This window comes from Methylorubrum sp. B1-46, assembly GCF_021117295.1.
GTDB lineage: Bacteria > Pseudomonadota > Alphaproteobacteria > Rhizobiales > Beijerinckiaceae > Methylobacterium.
The window spans coordinates 429,680-454,078 of sequence record NZ_CP088247.1 but is presented as its reverse complement, the minus strand read 5'-3'; the positions used below and the strand labels follow the sequence as shown (position 1 = coordinate 454,078).

The window sequence follows — 24,399 nt, the reverse complement described above, 5'->3', positions numbered from 1 at the left end:
CTTATGCCCATCGAACGCACGTGAACCGCGAACGAAGCCCTGCGGCCCGCAGGCCAGGCGGAAGCGATAACGGTGCGTGATTTCCTGACCGCGCTCGCGGGCGCCGTCGTGCTGGTTCTCGTCGCGGCCCTGGCCGTGCCGCCCTTCATCGACTGGTCGGGCCATCGCGCGCTGATCGACCGCACGCTGAGCGAGTCTCTCGGTGCCGGTGCCCGCAGCGAGGGCACGATCGACCTGCGCCTGCTGCCGTCGCCGCATCTGCGGCTCGCCCGGCTGCGGCTCGGTACGGAGGATGGGCCGGCGCTCGACGCGCAGAGCGTCGATGCGGAGATCGCCCTGGCGCCACTGCTCAAGGGCGAGGTGCGCTTCGTCCAGACCACGATCGAGCGGGCACGGGTCACCCTGCCGGTCTCCGACGAGGCGCTGCTGCTGCCGCGCGAGCCGCAGACCCTGCGCCGCGATATCGCGATCGACGACCTGCGCATCCGTCGCCTCAGCGTGGCCACCGCGCGCACGGGCGAGGCGGCGCAGGAGCAGTTCACGGCGGAGAACCTTCGCCTGCGGGCTCCGGCCCTGGCCGGCCCCTGGCTGGCCGAGGGGACGGCGAAGGGCAGTCCCTTCCATCTCGCGACCAGCACCGCCGGCCGCGACGGCAGCGTCTCGCTGAAGCTCACGGGCGGCGGGGACACCATGCCTCGCCTCGAACTCGACGCCCGCATCGCTTTCGCCGCCGAGGACGCGCCGGGCGGCGACTCCACCCATCGCGGCCTCGTACCGGAGGCGGAGGGCACGGCGCGGCTGACCGTCGGGCCGCCGGTCCAGCCGGCCGGCGCGGTGGTACCGCTGACCTTGGTGGCCAAATTCGAGTCGCGCGGTCCCGTGGCGCAGGCCAAGACGGTGGAGATCGAACTCGATCCCGGCGGCAAGGCGGCGCGGCTCTCGGGCAGCGGCCGCCTCGACCTGCGCGAGGCCCGGCTTGGCCTGACGCTGCGGACCCGCCGCCTCGATCTCGACGGGCTGATGCTCTCCGGCGGAGGGCGCGAGCTCATCGCGCAGGGGCTGTCCTCGGGCGCTCTGACCCCGCCGATGCTTCTCGATCTCGACATCGCCGCCGAGAGCGTCGCGCTGGGCCTCGATGACTGGGCGCATGTCGCCTTTCGCGGCACCTTCGACCGCACCGGCGGCCTCGTGTTGCGGCGCTTCGAGGGGACGGCGCCGGGAGCGGCGAGCGTTGCGGCGACGGGCGAGGCCGAACTGTCCGGTTCGCCCCGTTTCAACGGCCATATCGACGTCTCCGCGCGCAACTCGGAGGGGCTCGGGCGCTATCTCGGTCGGCTCGGCACGGAGGAGAGCGTCGCCGCGATCCTTGACGGGCGCATGTTCGAACTCGGCACCGACCTTTCGGCGGCCGGCGGCGACCTCTCGCTGCGCAATCTGCGGCTGGCCCTGGGCGAGGCCAGCGTCACCGGCAATGCCCGCTACGTCCGGGCCGATGCGAACGGGCGCGGACGCTTCGACGCGCAGCTCTCCGCCAGCGGCATCGACATCGCCGAATTGCCGCCGCTGGGCGACCTGATGTCCGGCCTGCACCGGCACGATCTCGGCCTGACCCTGCAGGCGCGGGACGTGCGCTACGGACCCTCCGGCGCCCATTCCGGCAACGGCACCATCGCGGTGAGTCTGCAATCGGACGGCGCCAGCCTCGTCGTCGACACCCTCGACATCGCCGACCTTGCCGGCGCGAGCGCTCAGCTCGCCGGGCGGATCGCGCCGGACGGCTCTGGCCGGATCGAGGGCCGTGTCACCGCGGGCAAGGCCGCGCCGCTGCTCGCCCTGCTGGAGCGTGGCGTCCTGCCCGAGGTCCGCTTCGTGCCGGCGAGCGTCCGCCAGAGCGGGCTGGCCCTCGACCTGACCCTGAAGCGGGAATCGGGCGAGGCGGACGCACTGCGGGCCCGCGCCAAGGGTAAGGCCGCCGAGGGCGATCTCGACCTCGCGCTCCTGACGCGCTCCGGCCGGATCGACCGCCTCGACGCGACGCTGACGACGCCAAAGACCGGCCGCTGGTTCGGCCGTGACGACATCGCCGCACTGCGCCGGCCCGGTCGCCTGCGGCTCAGCGGAGCCCGCCCGGCCGGTGGAAACGGGCCGGACGGTGTGCCGCTCGCACTCGAGGTCGAAGGAGATCTTGCTGGCCTCGTCCTCTCGACCGCGCGTCCGATCCTGCTTGCTGGCCTCGACCGTCCCCCGACGGCCGGCGCTTTGCGGCTGCAGGCGCCCGACCTCACGCCCTTCCTCGCCCTCGCTGGCGCCGCCGCGCCGGCAGAAGCGGCGCTTCCCGCCGCCCTTAGCCTCGACCTGTCGCGTCGGAACGCGGCGCTGCACGTTGATGTCACGGGGCAGGTGGCGGGGAGCGATCTGACCGCCGCCCTCGCTCACGCCCCGGACGGCGCGCTCACCGGCACCGCGACCCTCGCCCGCCTGTCCCTGCCGGCCCTGGCTGCGGCGACGGTGCTTCCCACCGAGGCTGGTGGTCGCTTCGCCCCGGTGCCCGCCCAGCCGCGGGTCGATCTCGGCCTCAGGATCGCCCAGCTCGATCTCGGCCGGGGCCTGATCGCCGACGGGGCGAGCCTGACCCTGGTGCGCGAGGGCGATGCGCTGAGCCTGCGCGACCTCTCGGCCGCACTCGCCCGCGGGCGGCTGAGCGGCAGCATCACGCTCGCCCGACCAACGGATGCCGCGGTGGTGTCGGGCGAGGGCAGCCTCGACGGCGCCGATCTCAGCCGTTTGATCGGGGGCGGATCGATCGGCGGCCGGCTCTCGGCAACCCTGCGCTTCGGCGTCACGGGAGCGAGCCTCGCGGCCCTGGGCAACGACCTCTCAGGCAATGGCGAGATCCGCCTTGCCGACCTCGTGCTCCCCGGTGCCGATGCGGGCGCTCTCGATCGGGCGCTCGGTAAGGCCCTGGCCGAGGACGATCCGCTCCGCGAGGGACGGCTCCAGGCTCTCGTGTCGGATGAGCTTGCGGCCGGCCCCCTCAAGGCGAAAGGGCCGGTCTCCGCCGCCGTCACCCTGTCGGGCGGCGCCCTGCGCACGGCTCCGTTCGCGGTCGATCTCGGCCCAGCGCGCTGGAGCGGCACGCTTCAGGTCGATCTGCGCAACCGAAGCCTCGACGCCCGCGGCGCTCTCACGGCGGCGGCCGGGCCGAACGGATGGTCCGGCGCCGCGCCCGCGATTCAACTCGGATACAGCGGTCCGCTCGCGGCGCCTGAGCGGCGGCTCGACGTGGCACCCCTGACCACAGGGCTCGCCGCCCTCGTGCTTCAGCGCGAACTGGAGAAGATCGAGCTGTTCGACGCCGACCAGAGCGAGCGTCAGCGCCGCCGCGCCCGCATCGAGATGGACCGCGCCCGCTCGGCGGCCGAGGAGGCGGCGCGCCAAGCCCGGATCAAGGCGCAGCAGGCGGCGGAGGAGGCGGCGCGCCAAGCCCGTCAGCGGGCCGAGGAGGAAGCCGCCCGCCGCGCCCGCATGGAAGCCGAACCGCCACCACTCGCGCCGGACCCGCAGCCGCTCAATATCAGCCCGCCCACTGCCCGGCCCTGACGGACGGCGAGGGCAGGAGAAACATCTCCGCCCGCATCGAAAAGCGGTCACGTTTCACGGGCGTCGCAGGGCAAGAAATCGGCCTATCGGACGACAGAGAGAGTGCTACTCTCTCCAAGCGATCCCACGGCTTCCATGTCCCCTCCTCGTTTTGACGCCCCCTACGCTCCGGACGACGCGGCGCTCGCCGAAATCCTGCTGCGCGAAGCGCCGCTGCCGGCCGGCACGGAGGCGGCGGTCGATCGGCTCGCCGCGGACCTGATCGGAGCGATCCGCGCGGATGCCGGCCACGGCGCTGTCGAGGCGCTGCTGCGGGAATACGCCCTGACGACCCGCGAGGGGCTGGCTCTGATGAGCCTCGCCGAGGCTTTGTTGCGGGTGCCCGATGCGGCCACCGCCGACCGATTGATCGCCGACAAGCTGCGCGAGGGCGATTTCGTCCACCACGCTGTGCGCTCAGATAGCGGGCTCGCCCACGCCGCCGCCTGGGCGCTCGGCCTCGGTGCCCGCCTCGTCGGCCCGCAGGACACGCCCGAGGCGACCCTCGGGAGCATGGTCCGTCGCCTCGGCCGACCGGCCGTGCGCGCGGCGGCGCACCGGGCGATGCGGGTGATGGGCGGGCAGTTCGTGCTGGCCGAGGAGATCGACGCCGCGCTCAAGCGCGCCGGCTCCGGCAGTGCCCGGCGCTCGCGCTACTCCTTCGACATGTTGGGGGAAGGCGCCCGCACCGCCGAGGACGCCGAGAGCTACCGCCAAGCCTATGCCCGTGCCATCGCGCGGATCGGCCGAGAGGCCGGCAACGCGCCCCTGCCGGCACGGCCGGGTATCTCGGTCAAGCTGTCGGCGCTGCATCCGCGCTACGCGCCTACGCAGGCGGCGCGGGTGATGGCCGAGCTGGTGCCGGTGGTGCGCGACCTCGCCCGCGCGGCCCGCGCCCACGACCTCAACCTCACCCTCGACGCCGAGGAGGCGGAGCGGCTCAAAATCTCCCTTGACGTCTTCGCCGCGGTGCTGGCCGACCCGGCGCTCGCCGGTTGGGATGGGTTCGGGCTGGCGATCCAAGCCTATTCGAAGCGCTGCCTTCCGCTGATCGACCACGTCGCCGCGCTCGCCGAGCGGCACGACCGCCGGCTGATGGTGCGCCTCGTCAAGGGCGCCTACTGGGACACCGAGGTGAAGCTCGCCCAGACGCAAGGGGCGGCCGATTATCCCGTCTTCACCCGCAAGGCGATGACGGACCTGAACTATCTGGCCGCCGCCCGGCGGCTGCTGGCCCACCGCCCGCGGCTCTACCCGCAATTCGCGACCCACAACGCGCTGACGGTGGCGAGCGTGCTCGGCCTCGCCGGGCTGGCCGACGCTCCCGTCAAGGAGGAGGCCGGTTTCGAGTTCCAGCGCCTGCACGGCATGGGTGAGGCGCTCTACCAGCGGCTCGCCGAGCGGGCCCCCGGCATCGGCCAGCGCGTCTACGCGCCGGTCGGTGGCCACCGCGAGCTGCTCGCCTATCTCGTTCGCCGGCTCTTGGAGAACGGGGCGAACTCCTCCTTCGTCGCCCGCGCCGCCGATCCGGCGGTGCCGGTAGCCGAACTGCTCGCCCGGCCGCAGAACCTGGTGGAGACGCCCTCCCAGGCCCGGCATCCCGGCATCCCGCTGCCGCGCGACCTGTTCGGGTGCGAGCGCCGCAATTCACCGGGGCTCGCCTTCGGCGACGGCGCCGCGCTGCGACGGCTGACCGATGCCGTCGCATCGGCGTCCGGCCCCGCCGAGGCCGCGCCGATCATCGACGGAGCCCCCCGAGCCGGTCGCGCCCGGCCGGTGGTCACTCCGATCGACGCGAGCGTGATCGGCCGCGTCATCGAGGCGGATGCTGCTGTCGCGTCGCTCGCCATGGAGGCGGCGGCGAACGGCTTTCCCGGCTGGATGCGGACGTGTGCTGCGGAGCGCGCGGGTTGCCTGGAGCGCGCCGCGGAGGCCTTCCTGCGGGAGAAGGGTCGATTGCTGCACCTGCTGCAGGTCGAGGCCGGTAAGACCCTCGACGACGCCCTGGCGGAGTGGCGCGAGGCGATCGACTTTCTGCGCTACTACGCGGTGCAGGGGCGGCTGCTGTTCGCCGGACCGGAAAGTCTGCCCGGTCCCGCGGGCGAGGCCAACAGCCTGCGCCTCGTCGGGCGGGGCGTGTTCGTCGCGATTTCGCCCTGGAATTTCCCCCTCGCCATCTTCACGGGGCAGGTCGCTGCGGCTCTGATGGCCGGCAACGCCGTGGTCGCCAAGCCTGCGCCGCAGACGCCGCTGGTGGCCGCCCTCGCCGTGCGTCTGCTGCACGGGGTCGGCATTCCGAGCGGTGCCCTGCACCTCGTGCCGGGCGGTCCCGAGATCGGCGCTGTGCTGATCGGACATCCGGCCCTGTCCGGCGTCGTCTTCACCGGTTCGACCGCCACCGCGCAGCGCATCAATCGGACGCTCGCCGCCCGCGACGGCGCGATCCTGCCGCTGATCGCCGAGACCGGCGGCATCAACGCGATGATCGTCGATGCCACGGCGCTTCCCGAGCAGGTGGCCGACGACGTCGTCACCTCGGCCTTCCGGTCCGCCGGCCAGCGCTGCTCGGCCCTTCGGCTGCTCCTCGTGCAGGAGGATGTGGCCGACCGGATGATCGCGACGGTGGCGGGCGCCGCGCGAGAACTCACGGTCGGTGATCCGCGCGACCTCGCCAACGATATCGGGCCGGTGATCGATGTCGAGGCGAAAAAGCGGCTCGAGGCCCATATCGGGGCGATGACGGCTACAGCGCGTCCGCATTTCGTTCGGGCGGCGCCGGGCGGTGTGTACGTGGCGCCCCACATCTTCGAGATCGGCGCCGTGGCGGACCTGCGGCAGGAGGTGTTCGGGCCGATCCTGCACGTCGTCCGCTTTCCGGCAAACGGTCTCTCCCACATCGTCGAGGAGATCCGGGCCGGCGGTTACGGGCTGACCCTCGGCATCCACTCGCGCATCGAGGCGGCGGCGGAGCGGATCGCCGAGGCCCTGCCGCACGGCAACGTCTACGTGAATCGCAACATGATCGGCGCGGTGGTGGGGAGCCAGCCGTTCGGCGGCACCGGCCTGTCGGGCACCGGCCCGAAGGCCGGCGGCCCGCATTATCTCGCCCGCTTCGCCATTGAGCGGACCCTGACCGTCAACACCGCGGCGGCAGGCGGCAGCGTCGGGCTCATCACCCTCGACGGGTGAGGCCGGAACGCGTTTCCGGTCGATCGCTTCGGCCCCGTCTCATTCCGTCATCGCGAGCGTCAGCGAAGCGATCCAGCGCCCGAATTCTCCGGAAGATTTGCGCCCTGGATTGCCCCGGCTTCGCCTCGCAAGAACGCAGAGGAAACCGAAGTCATCAGCCGGGGCGCCGGATCAATCCTCCACAACCCGCGCCACCGGTCGGTCGCTGCCCTGTGCGGTCTCGTCGTGCCACTGGCCGCGCCCGTCCTGGTAGCGGATGCCCTCGGTCGAGCCCGGCACCTGCTGCTCGGCCGCCGCCGCCTGCGCTGCCTGAAGCGCCTCCTCCCGGCTCGGGAAAGGCTCGGAGAAGACGTCGCCGACCTTGTAGGCGAAGCCGCCGTCGTGCTCGACGATGTGGTAGGTGACTTCGGTCATCGCGAAAGATCCCGTTCGTTTCCGGCGCGCTTTCCCCGCGCGATCTGGAGCCCGAACCGATTGAGATGCCGGAGGTTCCGCCTCTCCCCGTCAATGCCGCGTCGGCACCCGGCGCGGAATGCGCGCGACCGCAGCCTCGCAGCCGGCGATCAACGAGCCGCGCATGTCGTCCGGATCGAAGCCGACGCCGTCAGGAAAGGCGACGACATGCGCCTGCGCGCTGTCTTCCGGCCGGATGTGGGCGACCCACCCGTCCGGCGTTCGCTCGAAGCTCACCTCATAGACGATGCCACCCTGTTCGAAGCTGTGCGGTTCCATCGCGCGATCTCCGGCCCGGCCTCTCCGGCCGCAATGATGACGCGGCCCGGTGGCATGTGGGGACGCGCCCCGTTCGGGCGCGAGTCCCCCTTGATCGGAATCTCATCGCCGATGCGTTCGAGCACCGTCTTCGTCTTCGCGAGCCTCTGCCTCGCCGCCACGCCCGCCCCGGCCCAGAGCGTGCCGCCAAACCCCTTCGCCTCGAACTATCCGTCCGCGTCGCCGCGTGCCGTGGAGCGGGACGGCCGCCTTCCGTCACCGCGTGCCCGGCGCCCGCTGCCGCCGGAACGGGTGCAGCGGGGCCTGCTGCCGCCGGCCGACATTCCGGGGCGGTGAAGCGAGAGACGGCGAACGGATCAGGCCTGCCCCAGCTCCGCGACGATCGCGCTGACGATGCGCGGGTCGCTCGGATCGACCTGGGTCGCGAAGGCGGCGCGCAGAGTGCCGTCGCGGCCGATCAGATATTTATGGAAGTTCCATTGCGGGCTCTGCCCCGGCTTCTGCTCGGCCGCCCAGCGGTAGAACGGATGCGCGGAAGGACCCCGGACATGGGTCTTGTCGGTCACGGGGAAGGTGACGCCGTGGTTTTTCCGCGCGGCGTCCGCGATGGCCGCTCCGTCGAGGGGCTCCTGGTTGCCGAAGTCGGGCGATGGGACCGCGATCACCGTCAGGCCGCGCTCGCCGAAGCGGGTCCAGAGACCCTGGAGGCCGGCGAATTGCGGAGCGTAGCCGCAGGCGGTGGCGGTGTTGACGACGAGGACGGGCTTGCCGGCATAGGCTGCGAGCGGAAGGCTCCCGCCCTCCGGCTTGGCGAAGGCGAAGGCAGCGGCCGGCCCTGCCTCGGCGGCACGGGCGGCGGTCGATGCGCGGCCCGCGGCGAGAACGGCGAGCAGAGCGAGGCAGTCGCGGCGGCGAATCGTCATGGCGTTGAGTCCTCCGCCCCGGAGGCTGCCACAAGCGGCCGCCCATGAGGTACGAGCCCGATCGTCGCGGATTTGAACGGCGAAGCGCGTCTCAGAGGGCGCGGGCGGCCAGCGCCTCGCGCACCGAGCAGGCCACTGCCTCCTCGTTCGGGCTGGACACCAGCAGCGCGTCCGCCGGCACGAGGTCGGCGCAATCGCTGAGAGCCGAGTCGCAGGCGACGACGATGCCGAGGTTCGGGCGCAGGGCGCGTGCCTCCGCGGCGAGTTCGCTGAGCCCGAGCGAGCCGTGCAGCTCGGCATCCGTCACAAGAACGTCGATCGGCAGTCCGAGCACGAGCACCGTGAGGGCATCGACAGCCGAATCGACCGTCGTCGCGCTGTAGCCCGCGCGGCGGATCTGCCCGTTGATCTCGTCGCGCCACCGCTTCCGGCGCCCCGCAATCAACACCTGGACGCCGTAGCAACTGCGCGGCGTGCCGCTTACCCCGATCGGGCCCTCCGCATGAACGGGAGCCTCGGCGATGGTCGCGTCCTCACGATCTTGGGTGCGCTGCATCATTCTAGGTTACGCAGATCGCACAATGCATACAAGCGTCGGCCAGCGATCAGACCCCCGATGCGCCACATGGGACACACCTGCAAGACATGTTGAGACGCGTCGTCGGCTTGTAAATTGCAAGTTGTTCCGAGAGTACTCCGCGCCTTGAACTTGCCGGACGAATGCCGGCCATTGGTGTATGCCGGCCTGTGGTCAAGCGTGTCGGGATGGCTGTCGGCAGTCGCCTGGGCCGGCGGCGGGGCCGTGGCGGCTTTCGCCCGCTTGGGGCGTACTCCGCGAGTTGACGTGGCGCTTCACGGGCGCAAGACAGCGGCCTGCGACCCTTGAGCTTCATGCCCGTGTCGCCTCCGCGTGCGAGGCCGCGCTTCCCGATGCGGCCGAATGGGCGAGAACGGGTACGAGACGGAGCCGACGACCGATGTCATCCACCGAAATCTCCCCTCTGGCCCCGGCCGTGTCGCCTTCGCTGCCGGACATCGCGGGCGTGCGCCTCGCCACGGCGCAGGCCGGCATCCGCTACAAGAACCGCACCGACGTGCTCTACGTGGCCCTGGCCGAGGGAACGCAGGTGGCGGGCGTGTTCACCCGCTCGCGCTGCCCTTCCGCGCCGGTGGATTGGTGCCGCGACGCGCTGAAGACCGGCAAGGGCGCGCGGGCGCTCGTGGTCAATTCGGGGAATGCCAACGCCTTTACCGGCATGAAGGGCCGCGAGGCGGTGGCGCTGACCGCCGAGATCGCCGGCCGGGCCGCTTCCTGCGCCCCCGAGGCTGTGATGATCGCCTCCACCGGCGTGATCGGTGAGCCGCTCGATGCCCGCAAATTCGAGGGCGTGCTGGCCGATTGCGCCGCCCGTGCCGAGGGCGGCGCCGAGGCCTGGGCGCAGGCGGCCCAGGCGATCATGACCACCGACACCTTCCCGAAACTCGCCACCCGCCGGGTCGAGATCGACGGCGTGGCGGTGACGATCAACGGCGTCGCCAAGGGTGCCGGCATGATCGCTCCCGACATGGCGACGATGCTTTCCTTCGCCTTCACCGACGCGGCGCTTCCGCAGGACGTGCTGCAGGAACTCCTCAGCGAGGGCACCAAGACCTCGTTCAACTGCGTGACGGTGGACGGCGACACCTCCACCTCGGACACGCTGCTGCTCTTCGCCACCGGCGCCGCGGGCAACGCGGCGGTCACCCGCGCCGACGATCCCCGGCTCGCCGGCTTTCGCGCCGCCCTCGACGACCTGCTGATCGAGCTGGCGCAACTCGTCGCCCGCGACGGCGAAGGGGCCAACAAGCTCGTGACCGTCGAGGTCGAGGGCGCCGAGAGCGACCCGTCCGCCCATCGCATCGCCATGTCGATCGCCAATTCGCCGCTGGTGAAGACGGCCGTGGCCGGCGAGGACGCCAATTGGGGCCGGGTGGTGATGGCGGTGGGCAAGGCCGGCGAGCCCGCCGACCGCGACCGCCTCGCGATCTGGTTCGGCGACGTGCGTGTCGCCGTGCAGGGCGCCCGCGATCCCGATTACAGCGAGGAGGCGGCCAGCGCGGTGATGCGGCGGCCCGAGATCACCGTGCGCGTCGATCTCGGGCTCGGCCAGGGCCGCGCCCGCGTCTGGACCTGCGATCTCACCAAGGCCTACGTCGCCATCAACGGAGACTACCGCTCGTGACGCGTTTTCCGATCGCAGCGCCTCTCCTGCTACTCGCTGTCGCGACGGCACCCGCCTCGGCCGATGACGAGCCGGGCCGCATCCGGGTGATCGGCCGCGCCTCGCAGGAGGTTGCGCCGGATTTCGCCTCTGTCGAGATCGGCGTCGAGAGCCGCGGCGCCACGCCGGCCGCCGCGCTCGATGCCGCGAGCCAAGCGGCGAAGGGGATCGTCGCGACGGCCAAGGAGATGGGTGTGGCGGAGGCCGATATCGGCACCTCCGCGATCACCCTGCAGCCGCGCATCAGGAACGTTCGCCAATCGGACGGCACGATGGGCGAGCGCGAGGACGGCTATACGGCGAGTAACCGCGTGCGGGTGCGGCTCGCCGAGATGGGCAAGCTTGGCGAACTGATGCGGCGCACCCTCGATTCCGGTGCCAACCGGATCCAGGGGATCAGCTTCGGCCTGCGCGACCCGGCGGCGGCGGAAGCCGCTGTGCAGGTCGCCGCCGTGAAGGACGCGAAAGCGCAGGCCGAGCGCATTGCCGAGGCGACCGGGGTGAAGCTTGGTACCGTGATCTCGATCGACGCGCCGCCGCGGACCGAGTCGGTCCGGCCGATGCCCTACGCCATGGCGATGAAGGCGCCGGCCCCGCGCGGCCGCACCGCCGTGCCGGTGGAGGCCGGCTCGATCGAGACATCGGCCGAGGTCGACGCCGTCTTCGCGATCGGCCGATGAGCCTGCCCGTCAAGCTCTTGCTCGTCGTCGCCGCGGCCCTCGTCGATGCCGATGGCCGGGTGCTGATGGCCCAGCGGCCAGAGGGCAAGGCGCTGGCCGGCCTCTGGGAATTCCCCGGGGGCAAGGTCGAGCCGGGCGAACGGCCGGAGGAGACGCTGATCCGCGAACTTGCCGAGGAACTCGGCATCGCGGTGAAGGAGCCCTGCCTCGCGCCACTCACCTTCGCCAGCCACGCCTACCCGGATTTCCACCTGCTGATGCCGCTCTACATCTGCCGGCGCTGGGAAGGGGTTCCGCAGTCACGCGAGGCACAGGCGCTCCGCTGGGTGCGCCCAGGGGCCTTGCGGGACCTGCCGATGCCGCCGGCCGACCTGCCGCTGATCCCCTTCCTGATCGATCTGCTCGGACCCTGACCGGGCCCGGAGGGAGAGGGAAGCGATGGCGCGACGGGCAAAGGCGGCTGTCGAGAGCGCGGCGTCTGCGAAGACGCCCGCGGAATTGAAGCCGCCCAAGAAATCCCGCAGCACCACGCCGACGGCGGAGAGCCTCGCGGCGCTCAGCCAGGAGCGGCTCATCGCCCTGATCCTCGACGAAGTCGGCCAGAGCGCCGCCTTCAAGAAGCGGGTGAGCGCCGCACTCGCCGCGCTCCAGGGGCCGGACCGCGTCGCAGCCATGATCGACCGCCGCCTCTCGGCGCTGGAGAAGGCGCGCGGCTACATCGACTGGCAGAAGCGCCGGGCCTTCGCCGCCGATCTCGACGCCACGCTGGCGACCGTCCTCTCCGACCTGAAGCCGCTCGATTCCGAGATGGCCCTCGAGCGGCTGCTGCGCTTCCTCCGCAGCGCCGAGGCGACCCTGGAGCGCGTCGACGATTCCAGCGGGCAGGTGCACGGCATCTACGAGGCCGCGGCGGAAGCCGCCGCCGGTCTCGCGGCGGGGCTCCCGGCGCAAGCCGCGCTCGGCTTCGCGACACGTGCCCTCGATGGGCTCGAACACGACGGTTTCGGCCTCGTCGGTGCGCTCCTGATCGATCTCCTGCCGAAGCTGCCGAAGGCAGCGCTGGAACCGCTCGATGCGCGGCTGGTCGAGGCCCTCGCCGCGCTGCCCGCCCAACCCAAGAAGAAGTCCGGCCCGGCCACCTTCGAGATGGCTGGACTGGAATGGGAGCGCCGCTATCATCGCCTCAGCTTGAACCGTCTGCGTCAGGCGATCGCCGATGCCCGCGGTGACGCCGACGCGTTCATCGCCCTCGAACTCGAGATGTCGCCCGAGCGGCCCGATCGCGTCGCCGTGGCGGAGCGGCTGCTCGCTTCGGGCCGCGCCGCGGAAGCCCTCGACTGGATCCGCCGCGAGCAAAAGCGCGGGGTGGTGGTGATGACCCGCGAGGACCTGCTGGCCGGCGGCCACGATTCGCAGGGCCCGGAGCGCGAGCGCGAGGCCGTGGAGATCCGTATCCTCGATGCACTCGGCCGCAAGGACGAGGCGCAAGGTCTGCGCTGGGCGCGCTTCGAGAAGAGCCTCGATCCGCAGGCCCTGCGCGACTACCTCGCCCGCCTACCGGACTTCGAGGACGAGGAGGCGCTGGAGCGTGCCTTTGCCCATGCCGCAAGCCTCAAGGACCCGCATGGCGGCCTCTACTTCCTGGTGCGCTGGCCGCATCTGGATCGTGCCGCGCGGCTGGTGCTCGACCGGCGCAGCGAGTGGTCGGGCCGGATCTGGGAATTGCTCGCCCCGGCCGCCGAGGCGCTGGAGCCGGACCATCCGCTGGCGGCGAGCGTGCTCTACCGTGCGCTCATCGACGACATCCTCGATCGCGGCCGCTCGCCCGCCTACGGCCACGGCGCGCGCCACCTGACACGCCTCGCCGAATTGGCGCGGGAACTGGCGCCGGGCGACCTCGCGCCGAGCCACGCGGATTACGTGGCGCAGCTCCGTAAGGCGCACGGGCGCAAGAGCGGGTTCTGGTCCCAGGTGGAGGGGTGACGTCGGATCCGATCGGAAGACCTCCGCGCCGCCTCCGTCCTTGCGAGGCGAAGCCGTGGCAATCCGGGGCGCGACATTTCCGGATAGGTCGCGCCCTGGATCGCTTCGGCTGAAGCCTCGCGATGACGAGGAGGTTCGAGCCGATCCCTACGCCTCGATCGCTTCGACCTGATCCGGATAGAACGCGACATGGCCGCGGATGCGAGCGACCGCCGGAAACGGGTTCTCGTAGGACCACGCCGCCGGTGTACCGGATGGTCCGCCGGCCGGGAGATCGAAATACAAGGCCTCGCCCTTGTAGGGGCAGAAGCTCCGCCGCGGATTGGGGACGAGCATGCCCGCGGCGACATCCTCGCGCGGGATGTACAGAACGGGCGCGTAGCCGGCTTCCCGCAGTTCCAGCGCCCGCCGTGTTTCGGCGATCACGCGCCCGTTGCGGTGAACGCGCACGGGAGCGGGATAGAGCGTGATGGTGATCGGATGGGCGGGGCCGGGCTCCTTCATGACGGCTCCCCATCGACCGGCAGTCGATGCTCGGCGGCGCCGAGGGCATCGGCGAGGCGCGTCTTCGCGCTGCCGGGCCGCAGCGGCTTCTGCTGGCTCTCGTGCGGCGCCCAGCCGGACAACCACAGGATCTCGAAGGTCGCCCGCAGCCGCCCGTCGGGATCGGAAAAGCGCTCGGCGTAGATCGCGGTGGCCCGCATCAGCGTCGCCCGCCGCAGCGGCATGCGGCGGCGATCGTGCAAGGCGTTGGTCAGGCCCATGGCGCGCAGGTCGCGCATCAGCGAGAACGGATCGCCGTAGCGGACGGTGATCGTCTCCGCATCGACCACCGGCAGGGCGAACCCCGCCCGCTGGAGAAGGCCGCCAAGGTCGCGCAATTCGGCGAAGGGGGCCACGCGAGGGCTCGCCCCGCCCTCGGTCTCACTCTCGGCCTGGAGAAAGGCCTGGCGCAGCTCGGTGAGTGTCGCGCCGCCGAGAAGGCCGGCGAGCAGAAGGCCGTCGGGCTTGAGCGCCCGACGCAGTTGCAGCAGAGCGCCGGGCAGATCGTTGACGTGCTGAAGCGAGAGCGCCGACACGGCGAGATCGAACCCGGCGCCTGCGCCGAACGGCAGCAATTCGGGATCGCCGACCACCGATCCGCCCGGTTCGGCCGTGGGGCTGAGGCGGATCATCCGCCCGACGCGGCCGCTCGCTCGCAGCCGTTCCGTGAGGGTCGGCACGGGCGTGCCGAGATCGAGTCCGAGGCTGAAGGAGCGCGTCACCGCCGCGAGACGATCTTCCAGATCGTCCGCGACCCGTTCCACGAGGAAGCCGGCATAGCCCGCCTCCCGCGCACGCGCGATGCGTCGGCGGATCAGGGCGGGATCAAACAGGGGAGCTGACTCGTTCATCGGATAGGCAGATGGGGCTTTGAGCGCGCTGCGGCCAGGGCACATTCCCAGTCCGGACCGCGCGCCGAGACGGCTCCGTCACACGGGAGTGGAACGGTTTCGTCAACCGGTCGGACGCGCGATCTTTCGGCGGCGAAATGACCGGGAACGGAATCGAGGTCTTTCCGTTTTTGCTCGTCGATCGAGGAGGTTGAAGATGACACGGATCCTGATCCGCGCCGCGCTGATCCTTGCCGCCGTCGCCATGGCCGGCGCGGCGGAAGCGAAGGGCTGCCTGAAGGGCGCCGCGGTGGGCGGAATTGCGGGGCACATGGCCGGACACGGTGTCGTCGGTGCCGCTGCGGGATGCGCCATCGGACGCCACGAAGCGAATAAGAAGGACAAGGCGGCGCGGCAGCAAGAGCAGGGCACCCCGGCGCGCTGACGGCGGCCCCTCGAACCGCCCGGCCGCGGATGACGGGCTCCGCCCTCGGCGAAGGCCTGCGTCGCTTCGCCGCGAGCGCCATCGGATTGATCTATCCGCCGACCTGCATCGCCTGCGGTGCGGCCATCGGGCAGCCCCACGCTCTCTGCGCCGCCTGCTGGAGCGGACTGCGCCTGATCGAGCGCCCCTATTGCGAACGACTCGGCACACCCTTCGCCCTCGACCTTGGGGTCGGCAGCCTGATCTCGCCCGGCGCCCTCGCCGAGCCCCCGGTCTTCGGACGCGCCCGAGCGGTCGCGGTCTACGACGGGACGGCGCGGGATCTCATCCACCGCCTCAAGTTCAACGACCGTCTCGACCTCGGCCGGACCATGGCGCGCATGATGGCTGCCGCCGGCAGCGAATTGCTGCAAGAGGCCGATCTCATCGTGCCGGTTCCGCTGCACGGCCTGCGCCTCTGGCGGCGGCGCTTCAATCAATCGGCTTTGCTGGCGCGCGACATCGGACGGCAGAGCGGCAAGCCTTGCGACTTGCGGGCGCTGGCCCGCGTGAAGGCGACCCGACCCCAGGTCGGCCTCACGCGCCGCCAGCGCGCCGAGAATCTCCAGGGCGCCTTCCGCGTCACGGAGGCGGGGCGCGCGCGCATTACCGGCCGGCGCCTTCTTCTGATCGATGACGTGGCGACCACGGGAGCCACGGGCAACGCCGCCGCCCGCGTGCTGCTGCGCGCGGGCGCGGCGAACGTCGATCTGCTGACCTTCGCCACGGTGACGCGGGACGGGCTCTGAGCCGGTCCATCGACGATGCTGCGACCGTCGGAAACGGGAACGGGGGCCGCGAGGGCCCCCGTCCGACGATGTTTCGGTGCGGCGCCTCTCAGGCGCCCGCCGGTTCCATCCGGCCGGTGGCTCGAACCTGGGCTTCGGTCGGCTGGTCGAGCACCTTGCCGCGAGGGCCGACCCAGTCGCCGACCCACTTGCGCTGCCACAAGAACAGGCAGCCGAGCACGAGAGCCGTGAAAAGGGCATAGATCACGAACCCTGAGGCGAAGCCGCCGGTATACTGCTTCGAGAAGCCCATCACGTTGGGCAGGATTGCGCCACCCAGCGCCCCGACCTCGCCGATCATCGAGCCGGCGACGGCGGTGTTGGTGGGCCAGCGCAGGGGCACGAGCTGGAACAGCGCGCCGTTGCCGGCGCCGAGCGCGGCGAAGCACAGCATGAACAGCAGCGTCGTCACCGCGAGCGAGGGTGTGGTGGTCAGCGCCAGGAACGAGCCGATCGCGGCCAGCAGCACCAGGGAGAGGACGAGGATGCCGCCCATGCGGTCGGCATAGTAGCCGCCGACGATGCGGATGCCCGACCCCATCAGGGCGGCGAGCATCGTCAGGCGCCCGGCCTCGATCTTCGTGACCGAGAACTGCTCGTAGAAGAAGGTCGGCAGGAAGTTCGAGAGGCCGATGAAGCCGCCGAAGGTGATGACGTAGATCAGCGAGAAGGCCCACCCGTCCTTGGTGAACAAGCAGGAGACGTGCTCCTTGAAGGTCTGGCCGTGGCAGTCCGGCGGCTCCTTGGCGAGAAAGATCATCACCAGGATCGGCACGATCATCACGAGGCCGGCGAAGCCGTAGACCGCCTGCCAACCGAAGGCCTGGGCCAGCGGCGGCGCGAACAGTACGGCGAGCACGGTGCCGGAATTGCCGGCACCGGCGATGCCCATGGCGAGCCCCTTGTGCTCCGGCGGGAACCAGCCCGAGCCCAGCGAAAGCGCCACGCCGAAGGAGGCGCCGGCGATGCCGAGCAGCACGCCCATCGCGAGCACGTCGTTGTAGGATGAGACGAAGAAGAAGCCGTAGGCCATCGCGAGCACGATGACGCCCATCTCCGTCAGCGCCGCGTTCTTGCGGCCGATATACTGGGCCAGGATGCCGAGCGGGAAGCGCATGATCGCGCCGGCCAGGATCGGCAGCGAGATCATGAAGCCGGTCTGGGCCGGGCTGAGCCCGTAGGTCTCGGTGATGAACGGACCCATGGCGCCGTTGAGCACCCAGATCGCGAAGCAGAAGTCGAAATAGAGGAACGCGGCGAACAGGGTCGGGTTGTGCCCCGACTTCATCACGGTCTTGAAGGAAGCCATCGGCGTTCTCATTGGGCTCGAAGACCTGCCGTCCGGCGAAACGCCGTGCGGGGCCGTTCATGCGGGAGAGTGTGTCCGGACATGCGCCGTCCGAGCGCGAGGCGCCGTTGCCCCGCCCGCCGCCCAGAGGCAGCGTTCAAAGCTATGCAGGGGGCGTGCCAGTTTTGATGCTACTGGGAACCGGCCGGCATGGCTGCCCGACGGAGGCTTCCGGAGCCGACCGCCTCGCGCTCCCACGGACAAGAAGACCCGCATGTCCCGAGAGGATCGACCGGACAGGGCCGGGTCCGGGCCGTGCGGCCGCAGCGTGCTGTCCGGGGATGCAGCGCTGTCTATGAACGAAGCAGCGGCTGCATGGCTTCAATCGATGGCAGCGCCGCGGTCCACGACGCGGACCACGCTGCGCCCGGAGCCGCGCTTCTCCACGCGGATCTGTACGGCGATGCGCTCCATCATCCCTGCGACATGGGTGATGACGCCGACCTTGCGACCTCGGCCCTGCAGCGTCTCCAGCGCGTCCACCGCGAGGTCCAGGGTCTCGGCGTCGAGCGAGCCGAACCCTTCGTCGATGAACAGCGTGTCGACGAAGGATTGCCGTCCCTCCAGGCCCGAGAGGGCGAGCGCCAGGGCCAGCGAGACGAGGAAACGCTCACCGCCGGACAGACTGCGCGTCGCCCGGCGCTCGTCGCCCATGTCGCGGTCGACGACGTGGAGGGCGAGGTCGGCGCCCGCGCTCCGGGCCAGACGATACCGGGGGCTGAGCGCCTTGAGCTGTTCGTTGGCGAGATGGACGAGGTGATCGAGTGTCACTCCTTGCGCGAAGCGGCGGAAGCGGTCGCCGCCGGCCGAGCCGATCGCTTCCTCGACCCGGTGCCAAGTGGCGAACTCGCCCTTGGCCGCCTCGATCGCGTGGGCGAGGTCGGCCGCCTTCGCGCGGGCGGCCTCGTCGCGGAGCAGTTCCGCGTCCAGCGCACCGAGGCGCTGCTGCGCCTGCGCCATCGCCTCCGTCAGCCGCGCCGCCTCGGCCTGCGCGGCGGCGACGTCGATCTCGGACTCGGTGCTGAGCGTCGCGACATCGGCCTGGCGTGTGGCAAGCGCTGTCAACGCCTCAGCCTCGTCGCGGGCGAGCCGGTCGAGATGCCCGCGCAAAGCCTCGCGCGTCTCGGCCGGGACGGCGAGCAAGGCCGCCACCGCCTCGCGGCCGCGCTCGCCGCAGGCCTGCGCGAAGGCGGCCTCGGCCGCATCGTGGCGGGCTGCAGCCCGCTCCAGAGCGGAGACCGCCGCAGAGGCCTCGGAGACGGCGCCCGTAAGAGCGCGGGCGGCCTCGGCGCCGGCGGTCTGCGCGGCTTGAAGCGCGTCGCGGGCCGCGCGGCGCTCGTTGTTGAGCCGCGTGCGGTGCGTGCCGGTCGCCTCGCCGCCAAGAAGGCCGGCGCGGGCGGCGTGCGCCTGGCCGAGGCGGACCTGCCGTTCCGCCGCCTCGGCGCGGGCTTCGGCGGCGGCGCGCGTCTCGGTTTCGCTCAACGAAGCGGCGGCTGCCCGTTCCGGCGCCAGGGCAGCGAGTTGCGCTTCGTGCCCGGCCTGCTGCGTCTGCAGGATCGCGTAGGCTTGCCCGAGGGCGAGGATCCGGTCGGCGCCGGCCTCCGGGGCGCGGTCGAGATCAGGCAGGCCGAGATCGGCGGCGCTGAGGGCCGGAGCGATTTCCCCCGCAAGGTCCGACATCCGCTGGAGGAGGGCGGCGTGACCGTTCTCCGCCCGTTCAGCCGCGAGACCGGCCTCGCCGCGGCGGCGCGTCATCGCGTCGAGAGAGCGGGTCTGCGCCTCGATCCGCGCCTCGACCGCGTCGCGATCCCGGATCAGGCCGTCGATCTCACCGCGCAGGGCTCGCGCCGCCGCAAGCGTCCGCTGGGTGGCGTCGCGCTCGGCCCGCGCGGCGGCGCCGGCGGCGGCAAGGCCGGACAGATCCGGTTCCTGCGGCAGAGGTACGGCAAGCCCGGACGCGTCGCGCGCGGCGGCGAGGTCGGGCAGGCCGGCGCGGTAGCGGGTGGCGGTCGAGGCAGCCGCCTCGGCGGCCGCGGCGCCGCGCTCCTGCGCGTCGTCATGCCGGCCCTCGGCCGCCGCGGCATCGCCCCGCGCCCGGTCGTGGGCGGCCTGATGGGCCGCGATCTCGGCGTCCAGTGCCGCGCGTCGGGCGCGCATCTCCTCGGCGAGACGTCCGAGGGCATCGTCGGATCCGTGAGCATGCGGATGGTCGCGGCCGCCGCAGACCGGGCAGGGCGCGCCCGCCACCAGAAGGCTGCGCAGCCGCGCCGCCTCGCGCGACGCGCTTTCCTGGGCGAGTTCCGCGAGCGGTGCGATCCCCGAGCGGCGGATGCCGACCTCGTGCAGCGCCCGCTCCTCCGCTGCGAAGCGGGCGGCGGCCTCGGCGAAGGCTGCGCCGGCTTCGGCCTCCGCTTCCGCCGCGGCCGCCCGGTCGGCCAGCGCCGTGCCGTGGCGCTGCGCCAGGGTGTAGGCGTCGCGAAGGGCATCGAGCAGGCCTTCGAGGGCGACCGCGCGCGCCTGCGCGGCAGGCTCGGCGAGCGCGTCGAACGCCGCCTCCCGCTCGGCGCGGGCAGCGGCCAGCGCCTCGCGGCGGGCACGAAGCTCGGCGAGGCGGGCGGTGCCTTCGCTGGCCTCGCCGTCGCAGGCGGCGATCTCGGCCCGGCGCGCCGCGGCCTCCTGCGCCGCCGTCTCCGCTTGCCCGCGCAGCCGCGCCCGTTCGCGGATGCGGCGGGCGAACTCCTCGCCGCGCTCGGCCAGGAGGGCGTGGGCCCGGTCGGCGTCGAGGCGGTGAGCTGCATTGTCGCGCGCATCCCGTGTCTCCGCGAGACGCCGGTCGAGGGCGGCCAACGTGGCGAGCGCCGCCTCAGCAGCTGCGGCGGCCCGAATGGCCTTTTGCGCGGCGTTTTCGGATTCTGATTCCGCATGGGCGATCGCCTCGTCGAGCTTGGTCGCTTGGTCCCAGAGCGGGCCGAAACGCTTGAACACGACTTCTGCGGCCTCGTCCGCCGCGCCGGCCTCCGCCCGCTTCGCCTCGGCGGCCTCCGCGGCCATGCGCGCCGCCGTGACACGGATCGCCGCCGCTTCGGCTTCCGCCCGCGCCGCCCTCCGCTCGCGGGCGGCCTCGCCGAGGGCCTCCGCGCGCCCGCGCAGCGGCTCGACCGCGTCGAGTTCGGCCCATCGCGCTCGCTCCGGTGCCGCCGCCTCCGACGCCGTGCGGGCCGCGGCGGCGCGCTGCTCGGCCAGCGCCAGCGCCAGCCCGGCGGCCTCGATCCGTCGGGCGGTCTCGAGGACGCGTCCCACCGCCTCCTGCTCGGCGCGCCACGCCGTCACCTCGGCAAGGCGCTCCGCGCGCTCCGACCGGCGGGCCTGCAAGCCGGCCTCGTCGAGCAGGCCGATCTCGCCCTGCCGCAGTTCCAAAGCTTCGACCGCGCGGCGATGCTCCTCGTAGCCGAGATGCACCCGCTTCGAGATTTCCGAATAGATCGCGGTGCCGGTGATCTTCTCCAGAAGCTCGGCCCGCTCGCCCTCCGCCGCGAGCAGGAAGGCGTCGAACTCGCCCTGGGCCAGCAGAACCGTGCGGCGGAACTGGTCGAATGTCAGGTCGGTGAGCCCGACGACCTTGTCGAGCACCTGCGTCTTGCCCGCCGCCACGGCGCTGCCGTCGTCGAGCCGGTGCAGGCGCCGCCGCTCCGCCTGGAGCTTGCCCGTCGCCCGGTTGCGGGCGCGATAGGCCTCCCAGCCCACGCGATAGGCGATGCCGTCCTGGCCGATGAAATCGACCTCGGCATAGCCGGAGCCGGCGCCTCGGCGCAGGATCGCCCGCCCATCGCTGGCGCTCAGCGCCTCGCCGCCAGGATCGGGCACGTCCTCGCGGCGGCTCACCGCGACGCGGGGATAGCGGCCGTACAGGGCGAGGCAAAGCGCGTCGAGGATCGTGGACTTGCCCGCGCCGGTCTCGCCGGTGATGGCGAACAGGCCGGTGGCGCCGAGCGGCTCGGCGGCGAGATCGACCGCGAAGGGCGCGGCGAGGCTCGCGAGGTTCTCGCCGCGGATCGCGAGGATGCGCATGGCTTGGGGCTCAGGCCTCGGCTCGCGCGCGGTGGAACACGTCGAGATGAGCGGGCTCGGGCTCCTCGTCCCACTTCGCGCGGTAGGCGAGGCGGAACAGCTCCTCCGGGTCGCGCTCGGACAGGCGCGGCGGCGGCGCGTCCGGTTCCACGATCTCGATCGCGGCCCGCGGCGGCACGCTGACCCGCACATCGACCACGCGCACGGGGAAACTCTCGGCGATGCGGTCCACCTCGGCTCGATAGCCGGGAAGCAGACCCTCGCGGGCGAGCCGAACCTGGATGTAGGGTCGTGCCTCCAGCGGCAGATCGGGATCGAGCGTGAGCGCCGCGAGATGGTCGCCGAGATCGGCCAGCGGCATGTCGCCGGAGGCGGGCAGGCGCAGGAAGGGGACGGGGCGCGGGATCTCGATATGCTCGATCTCCGCCGCGCCGGTGCCGAGCGTCACCAGGGTGACGCCGTGGCGGTAGGGCTGCTCGGCGGCCGAGAGCGGGATCAGCGAGCCGCAATAGCGCACCTGCCCGCCGCCCAGCCCCTGGGCGCGATGAAGATGGCCGAGCGCCACGTAGCGCGCCTCCTCGGGAAACACGTCGGCCGGCACCGCGTGCTCGCCGCCGACGAGAATGCGCCGCTCGGCGCCCTCCGATTCGAGACCGCCCGCGACGTGGAGATGGCCGGTGACGAGGAGCGGCAGGCCGGCGAGCCGCGGCCGGGCCGCCTCGAAGAGCTGACCGTAGAGGTCGCGCACCGCCCGCACGATCGGCGAGGTCTCGCCGATGCGCCGCTCGGCTCCCAGCGAGGAGAGCGGCGGCAGGCAGGCGGCGGTGGGATAGGAGACGGCGAGCACCTGCGCCGCCACCTCGCCGCCGGCCGAACGGACCGGCACGAGATGGCGTTCGAGATCGATCGCGCCGTCGCGGCGTCGGACATTGCCGACGACGTGGACGCCGATGGCCTCCAGCAGTGGGCGCGGCGCTTCGAGGCGTCCGGCGGCATCGTGGTTGCCGGCGGTGATGACGATGGTCATCGCCGGCCGCGCCGCGTGCAGGCGCGCCATCAACGCGTAGAAGCGCGCCTGGGATTCACCGGACGGGTTCTGGCTGTCGAACACATCGCCCGCCACCACGAGGGCATCGACCTCGCGCTCGACCACAATGCTCTCCAGGCAGCCGAATACGGCCTCGTGCTCGCTCTCGCGGGAGAAGCCGCGCAGGGTCTGGCCGATATGCCAGTCGCCCGTATGGAGAACGCGGATCACTGAGAACGCCACTCACCGAAACCGAAGCCGCGACCGTCGCAGCCTTGAGGCGGCTTGTAGCGGGTTGCGTCGCCGGCTTCGAGTAGATCCCGGCGTTGAGCCGGGATCTCCTGTGGCTTGCGGCTGCGCGCCTCAGTGGCAGACGGTCACCGTCTTCACGATCCAGCCTTCCTCGGCTTGCCAGAGCTTGCGCCGCACGCGGCCGCAACTGGCCGGTTCGGCTGCGGTCCAAGCCGTCTGCGGTGCCGCGGGCGGCAGTTTCGCGTCCGGCTGTGCCGCCTTCGGCCTGACCATCGTCTTGGTTGGGCGAGACGGAGCCGCCTTGCGGGCGGCCAAGGCCTCACTGGGAAGCGTCAGGCCGAGGCAGAGCAATCCGAGCGAGAAGCGGAGGAGCGAGGCGCGCAAGGGAGGAGGTCCGTGGTCGGGGCCAAACGGCTACGCTTGATCTAGGGATGCGTCCGGCCAAAACAATCGCCGTTCGCCACGATTCGCCCCGCAATCCGCACATTTTTTGCGAAATCGTTAAAGCCGCCCGCCGCGCGCATGGCGGCTGCGCGTGTAACCTTTCGGACACAATGTTCGCACAGTTCGCGGTGCAGGAGCCATGACGGTCGCGACCGGCCCTGACGCCCGTGCGCTTCCTTGCTAGGGAACAAGCGGGGCAGTTCAGCCGGCCCGGACGATCGTGACCGTTCTTCCGTATTCCGGAGACGTTTTCGGCCCGGCCCATTCGATCGAGCGATCTATGTCACTTCAGAACCGCCGTACGCTTCTTTTCGGAGCCGCGACGAGCCTCGGGCTCGCGCTCCTGCCGGCGCACGTCCTCGCCCAGACCTTCGACGGGTTCGACGACGACCGCCTCTACCAGGACAGCAACGGCAACCTGTTCCGCCGCCGCGGCGGTCAGTACGTTCCCTATAACGGCCGCGTCAGCAACGGGCGCCCGGTGCCCGATGCGCAGACGGATCTCGACGCGGAAGGCTATGCCCGCCGACGGGCCGAGCGTTACGGCGAGCCCTCCGCCGCCGAGGCCCCCAACCAGACGCCGCGCCAGCAGCAGGCCGGTTATCCAGTGCCGCCGCAGGAGCCCGATAACGGTCCGATCGACTATGCGAAGGCCTACGCGGCCATCGCCAACGAGCCGTTCCCGGTCCAAGCGATCGCCTACAAGAAGTTCAACCCGAACTATCTGCGTCAGGAGGTCGATTACCGGACGAACGAGCCGCCGGGCACGATCGTGGTCGATCCCAAGGCGCGCTACCTCTACCTCGTCCTGCCGAACGGTCGGGCGCGGCGGTACGGCGTCGGCGTGGGCAAGCAGGGCTTCTCGTGGTCGGGCACCGCGACCGTCAATTCGAAGCAGGCTTGGCCGGACTGGTATCCGCCGAAGGAGATGATCGCCCGCCGGCCGGATCTCGCCCGCCAGGTCGATAAGCTGCAGAGCGGCCTCGGCGTCCCCGGCGGCAGCCGCAACCCGCTCGGGGCGCGGGCCATGTACCTGTGGCAGAACAACAAGGACACGCTGTTCCGCATCCACGGCACGCTGGAGCCGCATTCCATCGGCCAGAGCGTGTCCTCGGGCTGCATCCGCATGATCAATCAGGACGCGATCGACCTGTTCAACCGCGTCGAGGTCGGCGCCAAGGTGGTGGTACTCGGCTGATCCCGCGATA

General features: G+C 71.6%; 20 protein-coding genes. 10 read left to right on the top strand and 10 right to left on the bottom strand.

Features of this window, described 5'->3' with window-relative positions:
- The first annotated feature begins 72 nt into the window (after nucleotides 1-72).
- Nucleotides 73-3,600 carry an AsmA family protein gene (locus LPC10_RS02210; protein WP_231345274.1) on the top strand — a complete coding sequence of 1,176 codons (3,528 nt, stop codon included), beginning with the start codon at nucleotides 73-75 and terminating at the stop codon, nucleotides 3,598-3,600.
- 135 nt (nucleotides 3,601-3,735) lie between these two features.
- The gene (gene putA / locus LPC10_RS02205) at nucleotides 3,736-6,828 is read left to right on the top strand and encodes a bifunctional proline dehydrogenase/L-glutamate gamma-semialdehyde dehydrogenase PutA (RefSeq protein ID WP_231345273.1); all 3,093 of its coding nucleotides are present in this window, start codon (nucleotides 3,736-3,738) and stop codon (nucleotides 6,826-6,828) included.
- Between the two features lie 171 nt (nucleotides 6,829-6,999).
- On the opposite strand, the gene LPC10_RS02200 is transcribed toward putA, so the two are convergent.
- Both LPC10_RS02200 and LPC10_RS02195 read right to left on the bottom strand, forming a co-directional pair.
- Nucleotides 7,000-7,242 (bottom strand): DUF2188 domain-containing protein, encoded by a 243-nt coding sequence (locus LPC10_RS02200; RefSeq protein WP_133089746.1) that lies wholly within the window; start codon nucleotides 7,240-7,242, stop codon nucleotides 7,000-7,002.
- 90 nt (nucleotides 7,243-7,332) lie between these two features.
- Entirely contained in the window at nucleotides 7,333-7,560 is a 228-nt protein-coding gene (locus LPC10_RS02195; protein ID WP_231345272.1) for a hypothetical protein, read from the bottom strand.
- Nucleotides 7,561-7,671: 111 nt separating this feature from the next.
- Between LPC10_RS02195 and LPC10_RS02190 the strand changes: the two genes are divergently transcribed.
- Nucleotides 7,672-7,896: a hypothetical protein gene (locus tag LPC10_RS02190; RefSeq protein WP_231345271.1), complete on the top strand. Its 225-nt coding sequence runs from the start codon at nucleotides 7,672-7,674 to the stop codon at nucleotides 7,894-7,896.
- A gap of 20 nt (nucleotides 7,897-7,916) precedes the next feature.
- Here LPC10_RS02190 and LPC10_RS02185 read toward each other — a convergent pair whose 3' ends face one another.
- Together LPC10_RS02185 and LPC10_RS02180 are read right to left on the bottom strand one after the other, a co-directional pair.
- On the bottom strand, nucleotides 7,917-8,483 hold the full coding sequence (locus LPC10_RS02185) for a glutathione peroxidase (protein ID WP_231345270.1): 567 nt from the start codon (nucleotides 8,481-8,483) through the stop codon (nucleotides 7,917-7,919).
- Nucleotides 8,484-8,574: 91 nt separating this feature from the next.
- A complete protein-coding gene (locus tag LPC10_RS02180) occupies nucleotides 8,575-9,042 on the bottom strand; it encodes a histidine kinase (RefSeq protein WP_231345269.1) in 468 nt (155 codons plus the stop codon).
- A gap of 418 nt (nucleotides 9,043-9,460) precedes the next feature.
- Between LPC10_RS02180 and argJ the strand changes: the two genes are divergently transcribed.
- From argJ to LPC10_RS02160, 4 genes are read left to right on the top strand one after another with little or no spacing between them, the layout of a single operon-like run.
- Nucleotides 9,461-10,705 (top strand): bifunctional glutamate N-acetyltransferase/amino-acid acetyltransferase ArgJ, encoded by a 1,245-nt coding sequence (gene argJ / locus LPC10_RS02175; RefSeq protein WP_231345268.1) that lies wholly within the window; start codon nucleotides 9,461-9,463, stop codon nucleotides 10,703-10,705.
- Complete coding sequence (locus tag LPC10_RS02170; protein ID WP_231345267.1) at nucleotides 10,702-11,424, top strand: SIMPL domain-containing protein; 723 nt, start codon at nucleotides 10,702-10,704, stop codon at nucleotides 11,422-11,424. The genes argJ and LPC10_RS02170 overlap by 4 nt, the downstream gene beginning before the upstream one ends.
- Complete coding sequence (locus LPC10_RS02165) at nucleotides 11,421-11,837, top strand: (deoxy)nucleoside triphosphate pyrophosphohydrolase (RefSeq protein ID WP_231345266.1); 417 nt, start codon at nucleotides 11,421-11,423, stop codon at nucleotides 11,835-11,837. The genes LPC10_RS02170 and LPC10_RS02165 overlap by 4 nt, the downstream gene beginning before the upstream one ends.
- 25 nt (nucleotides 11,838-11,862) lie before the next feature.
- The gene (locus LPC10_RS02160; RefSeq protein ID WP_231345265.1) at nucleotides 11,863-13,407 is read left to right on the top strand and encodes a DUF6880 family protein; all 1,545 of its coding nucleotides are present in this window, start codon (nucleotides 11,863-11,865) and stop codon (nucleotides 13,405-13,407) included.
- A 147-nt stretch (nucleotides 13,408-13,554) separates the two neighbouring features.
- On the opposite strand, the gene LPC10_RS02155 is transcribed toward LPC10_RS02160, so the two are convergent.
- The gene (locus LPC10_RS02155) at nucleotides 13,555-13,911 is read right to left on the bottom strand and encodes a DUF427 domain-containing protein (protein ID WP_231345264.1); all 357 of its coding nucleotides are present in this window, start codon (nucleotides 13,909-13,911) and stop codon (nucleotides 13,555-13,557) included.
- On the bottom strand, nucleotides 13,908-14,801 hold the full coding sequence (locus LPC10_RS02150; RefSeq protein WP_231345263.1) for a methyltransferase domain-containing protein: 894 nt from the start codon (nucleotides 14,799-14,801) through the stop codon (nucleotides 13,908-13,910). The genes LPC10_RS02155 and LPC10_RS02150 overlap by 4 nt, the downstream gene beginning before the upstream one ends.
- 196 nt (nucleotides 14,802-14,997) lie before the next feature.
- Here LPC10_RS02150 and LPC10_RS02145 point away from each other — a divergent pair, with 196 nt between their 5' ends.
- Together LPC10_RS02145 and LPC10_RS02140 are read left to right on the top strand one after the other, a co-directional pair.
- Nucleotides 14,998-15,225 carry a hypothetical protein gene (locus tag LPC10_RS02145; protein ID WP_231345262.1) on the top strand — a complete coding sequence of 76 codons (228 nt, stop codon included), beginning with the start codon at nucleotides 14,998-15,000 and terminating at the stop codon, nucleotides 15,223-15,225.
- A 29-nt stretch (nucleotides 15,226-15,254) separates the two neighbouring features.
- Nucleotides 15,255-16,013 carry a ComF family protein gene (locus LPC10_RS02140; RefSeq protein WP_231345261.1) on the top strand — a complete coding sequence of 253 codons (759 nt, stop codon included), beginning with the start codon at nucleotides 15,255-15,257 and terminating at the stop codon, nucleotides 16,011-16,013.
- A gap of 88 nt (nucleotides 16,014-16,101) precedes the next feature.
- Here LPC10_RS02140 and LPC10_RS02135 read toward each other — a convergent pair whose 3' ends face one another.
- From LPC10_RS02135 to LPC10_RS02120, 4 genes are all read right to left on the bottom strand, one after another.
- Complete coding sequence (locus tag LPC10_RS02135; protein WP_231345260.1) at nucleotides 16,102-17,361, bottom strand: nitrate/nitrite transporter; 1,260 nt, start codon at nucleotides 17,359-17,361, stop codon at nucleotides 16,102-16,104.
- A gap of 360 nt (nucleotides 17,362-17,721) precedes the next feature.
- On the bottom strand, nucleotides 17,722-21,468 hold the full coding sequence (locus tag LPC10_RS02130) for an AAA family ATPase (RefSeq protein ID WP_231345259.1): 3,747 nt from the start codon (nucleotides 21,466-21,468) through the stop codon (nucleotides 17,722-17,724).
- Nucleotides 21,469-21,478: 10 nt separating this feature from the next.
- Complete coding sequence (locus LPC10_RS02125) at nucleotides 21,479-22,726, bottom strand: exonuclease SbcCD subunit D (protein WP_231345258.1); 1,248 nt, start codon at nucleotides 22,724-22,726, stop codon at nucleotides 21,479-21,481.
- Nucleotides 22,727-22,858: 132 nt separating this feature from the next.
- Nucleotides 22,859-23,131 (bottom strand): hypothetical protein, encoded by a 273-nt coding sequence (locus LPC10_RS02120; protein ID WP_231345257.1) that lies wholly within the window; start codon nucleotides 23,129-23,131, stop codon nucleotides 22,859-22,861.
- Between the two features lie 340 nt (nucleotides 23,132-23,471).
- Between LPC10_RS02120 and LPC10_RS02115 the strand changes: the two genes are divergently transcribed.
- Complete coding sequence (locus tag LPC10_RS02115) at nucleotides 23,472-24,389, top strand: L,D-transpeptidase (RefSeq protein WP_231345256.1); 918 nt, start codon at nucleotides 23,472-23,474, stop codon at nucleotides 24,387-24,389.
- The last annotated feature ends 10 nt before the right edge of the window (nucleotides 24,390-24,399 follow it).

Bases quoted from the DNA above. Each gene is read 5' to 3' on its own strand.
- putA (WP_231345273.1), top strand. From the start codon at position 3,736: ATGTCCCCTCCTCGTTTTGACGCCCCCTACGCTCCGGACGACGCGGCG.
- LPC10_RS02200 (WP_133089746.1), bottom strand. From the start codon at position 7,242: ATGACCGAAGTCACCTACCACATCGTCGAGCACGACGGCGGCTTCGCC.
- LPC10_RS02195 (WP_231345272.1), bottom strand. From the start codon at position 7,560: ATGGAACCGCACAGCTTCGAACAGGGTGGCATCGTCTATGAGGTGAGC.
- LPC10_RS02190 (WP_231345271.1), top strand. From the start codon at position 7,672: ATGCGTTCGAGCACCGTCTTCGTCTTCGCGAGCCTCTGCCTCGCCGCC.
- LPC10_RS02185 (WP_231345270.1), bottom strand. From the start codon at position 8,483: ATGACGATTCGCCGCCGCGACTGCCTCGCTCTGCTCGCCGTTCTCGCC.
- LPC10_RS02180 (WP_231345269.1), bottom strand. From the start codon at position 9,042: ATGATGCAGCGCACCCAAGATCGTGAGGACGCGACCATCGCCGAGGCT.
- argJ (WP_231345268.1), top strand. From the start codon at position 9,461: ATGTCATCCACCGAAATCTCCCCTCTGGCCCCGGCCGTGTCGCCTTCG.
- LPC10_RS02165 (WP_231345266.1), top strand. From the start codon at position 11,421: ATGAGCCTGCCCGTCAAGCTCTTGCTCGTCGTCGCCGCGGCCCTCGTC.
- LPC10_RS02160 (WP_231345265.1), top strand. From the start codon at position 11,863: ATGGCGCGACGGGCAAAGGCGGCTGTCGAGAGCGCGGCGTCTGCGAAG.
- LPC10_RS02155 (WP_231345264.1), bottom strand. From the start codon at position 13,911: ATGAAGGAGCCCGGCCCCGCCCATCCGATCACCATCACGCTCTATCCC.
- LPC10_RS02150 (WP_231345263.1), bottom strand. From the start codon at position 14,801: ATGAACGAGTCAGCTCCCCTGTTTGATCCCGCCCTGATCCGCCGACGC.
- LPC10_RS02145 (WP_231345262.1), top strand. From the start codon at position 14,998: ATGACACGGATCCTGATCCGCGCCGCGCTGATCCTTGCCGCCGTCGCC.
- LPC10_RS02140 (WP_231345261.1), top strand. From the start codon at position 15,255: ATGACGGGCTCCGCCCTCGGCGAAGGCCTGCGTCGCTTCGCCGCGAGC.
- LPC10_RS02135 (WP_231345260.1), bottom strand. From the start codon at position 17,361: ATGGCTTCCTTCAAGACCGTGATGAAGTCGGGGCACAACCCGACCCTG.
- LPC10_RS02130 (WP_231345259.1), bottom strand. From the start codon at position 21,468: ATGCGCATCCTCGCGATCCGCGGCGAGAACCTCGCGAGCCTCGCCGCG.
- LPC10_RS02115 (WP_231345256.1), top strand. From the start codon at position 23,472: ATGTCACTTCAGAACCGCCGTACGCTTCTTTTCGGAGCCGCGACGAGC.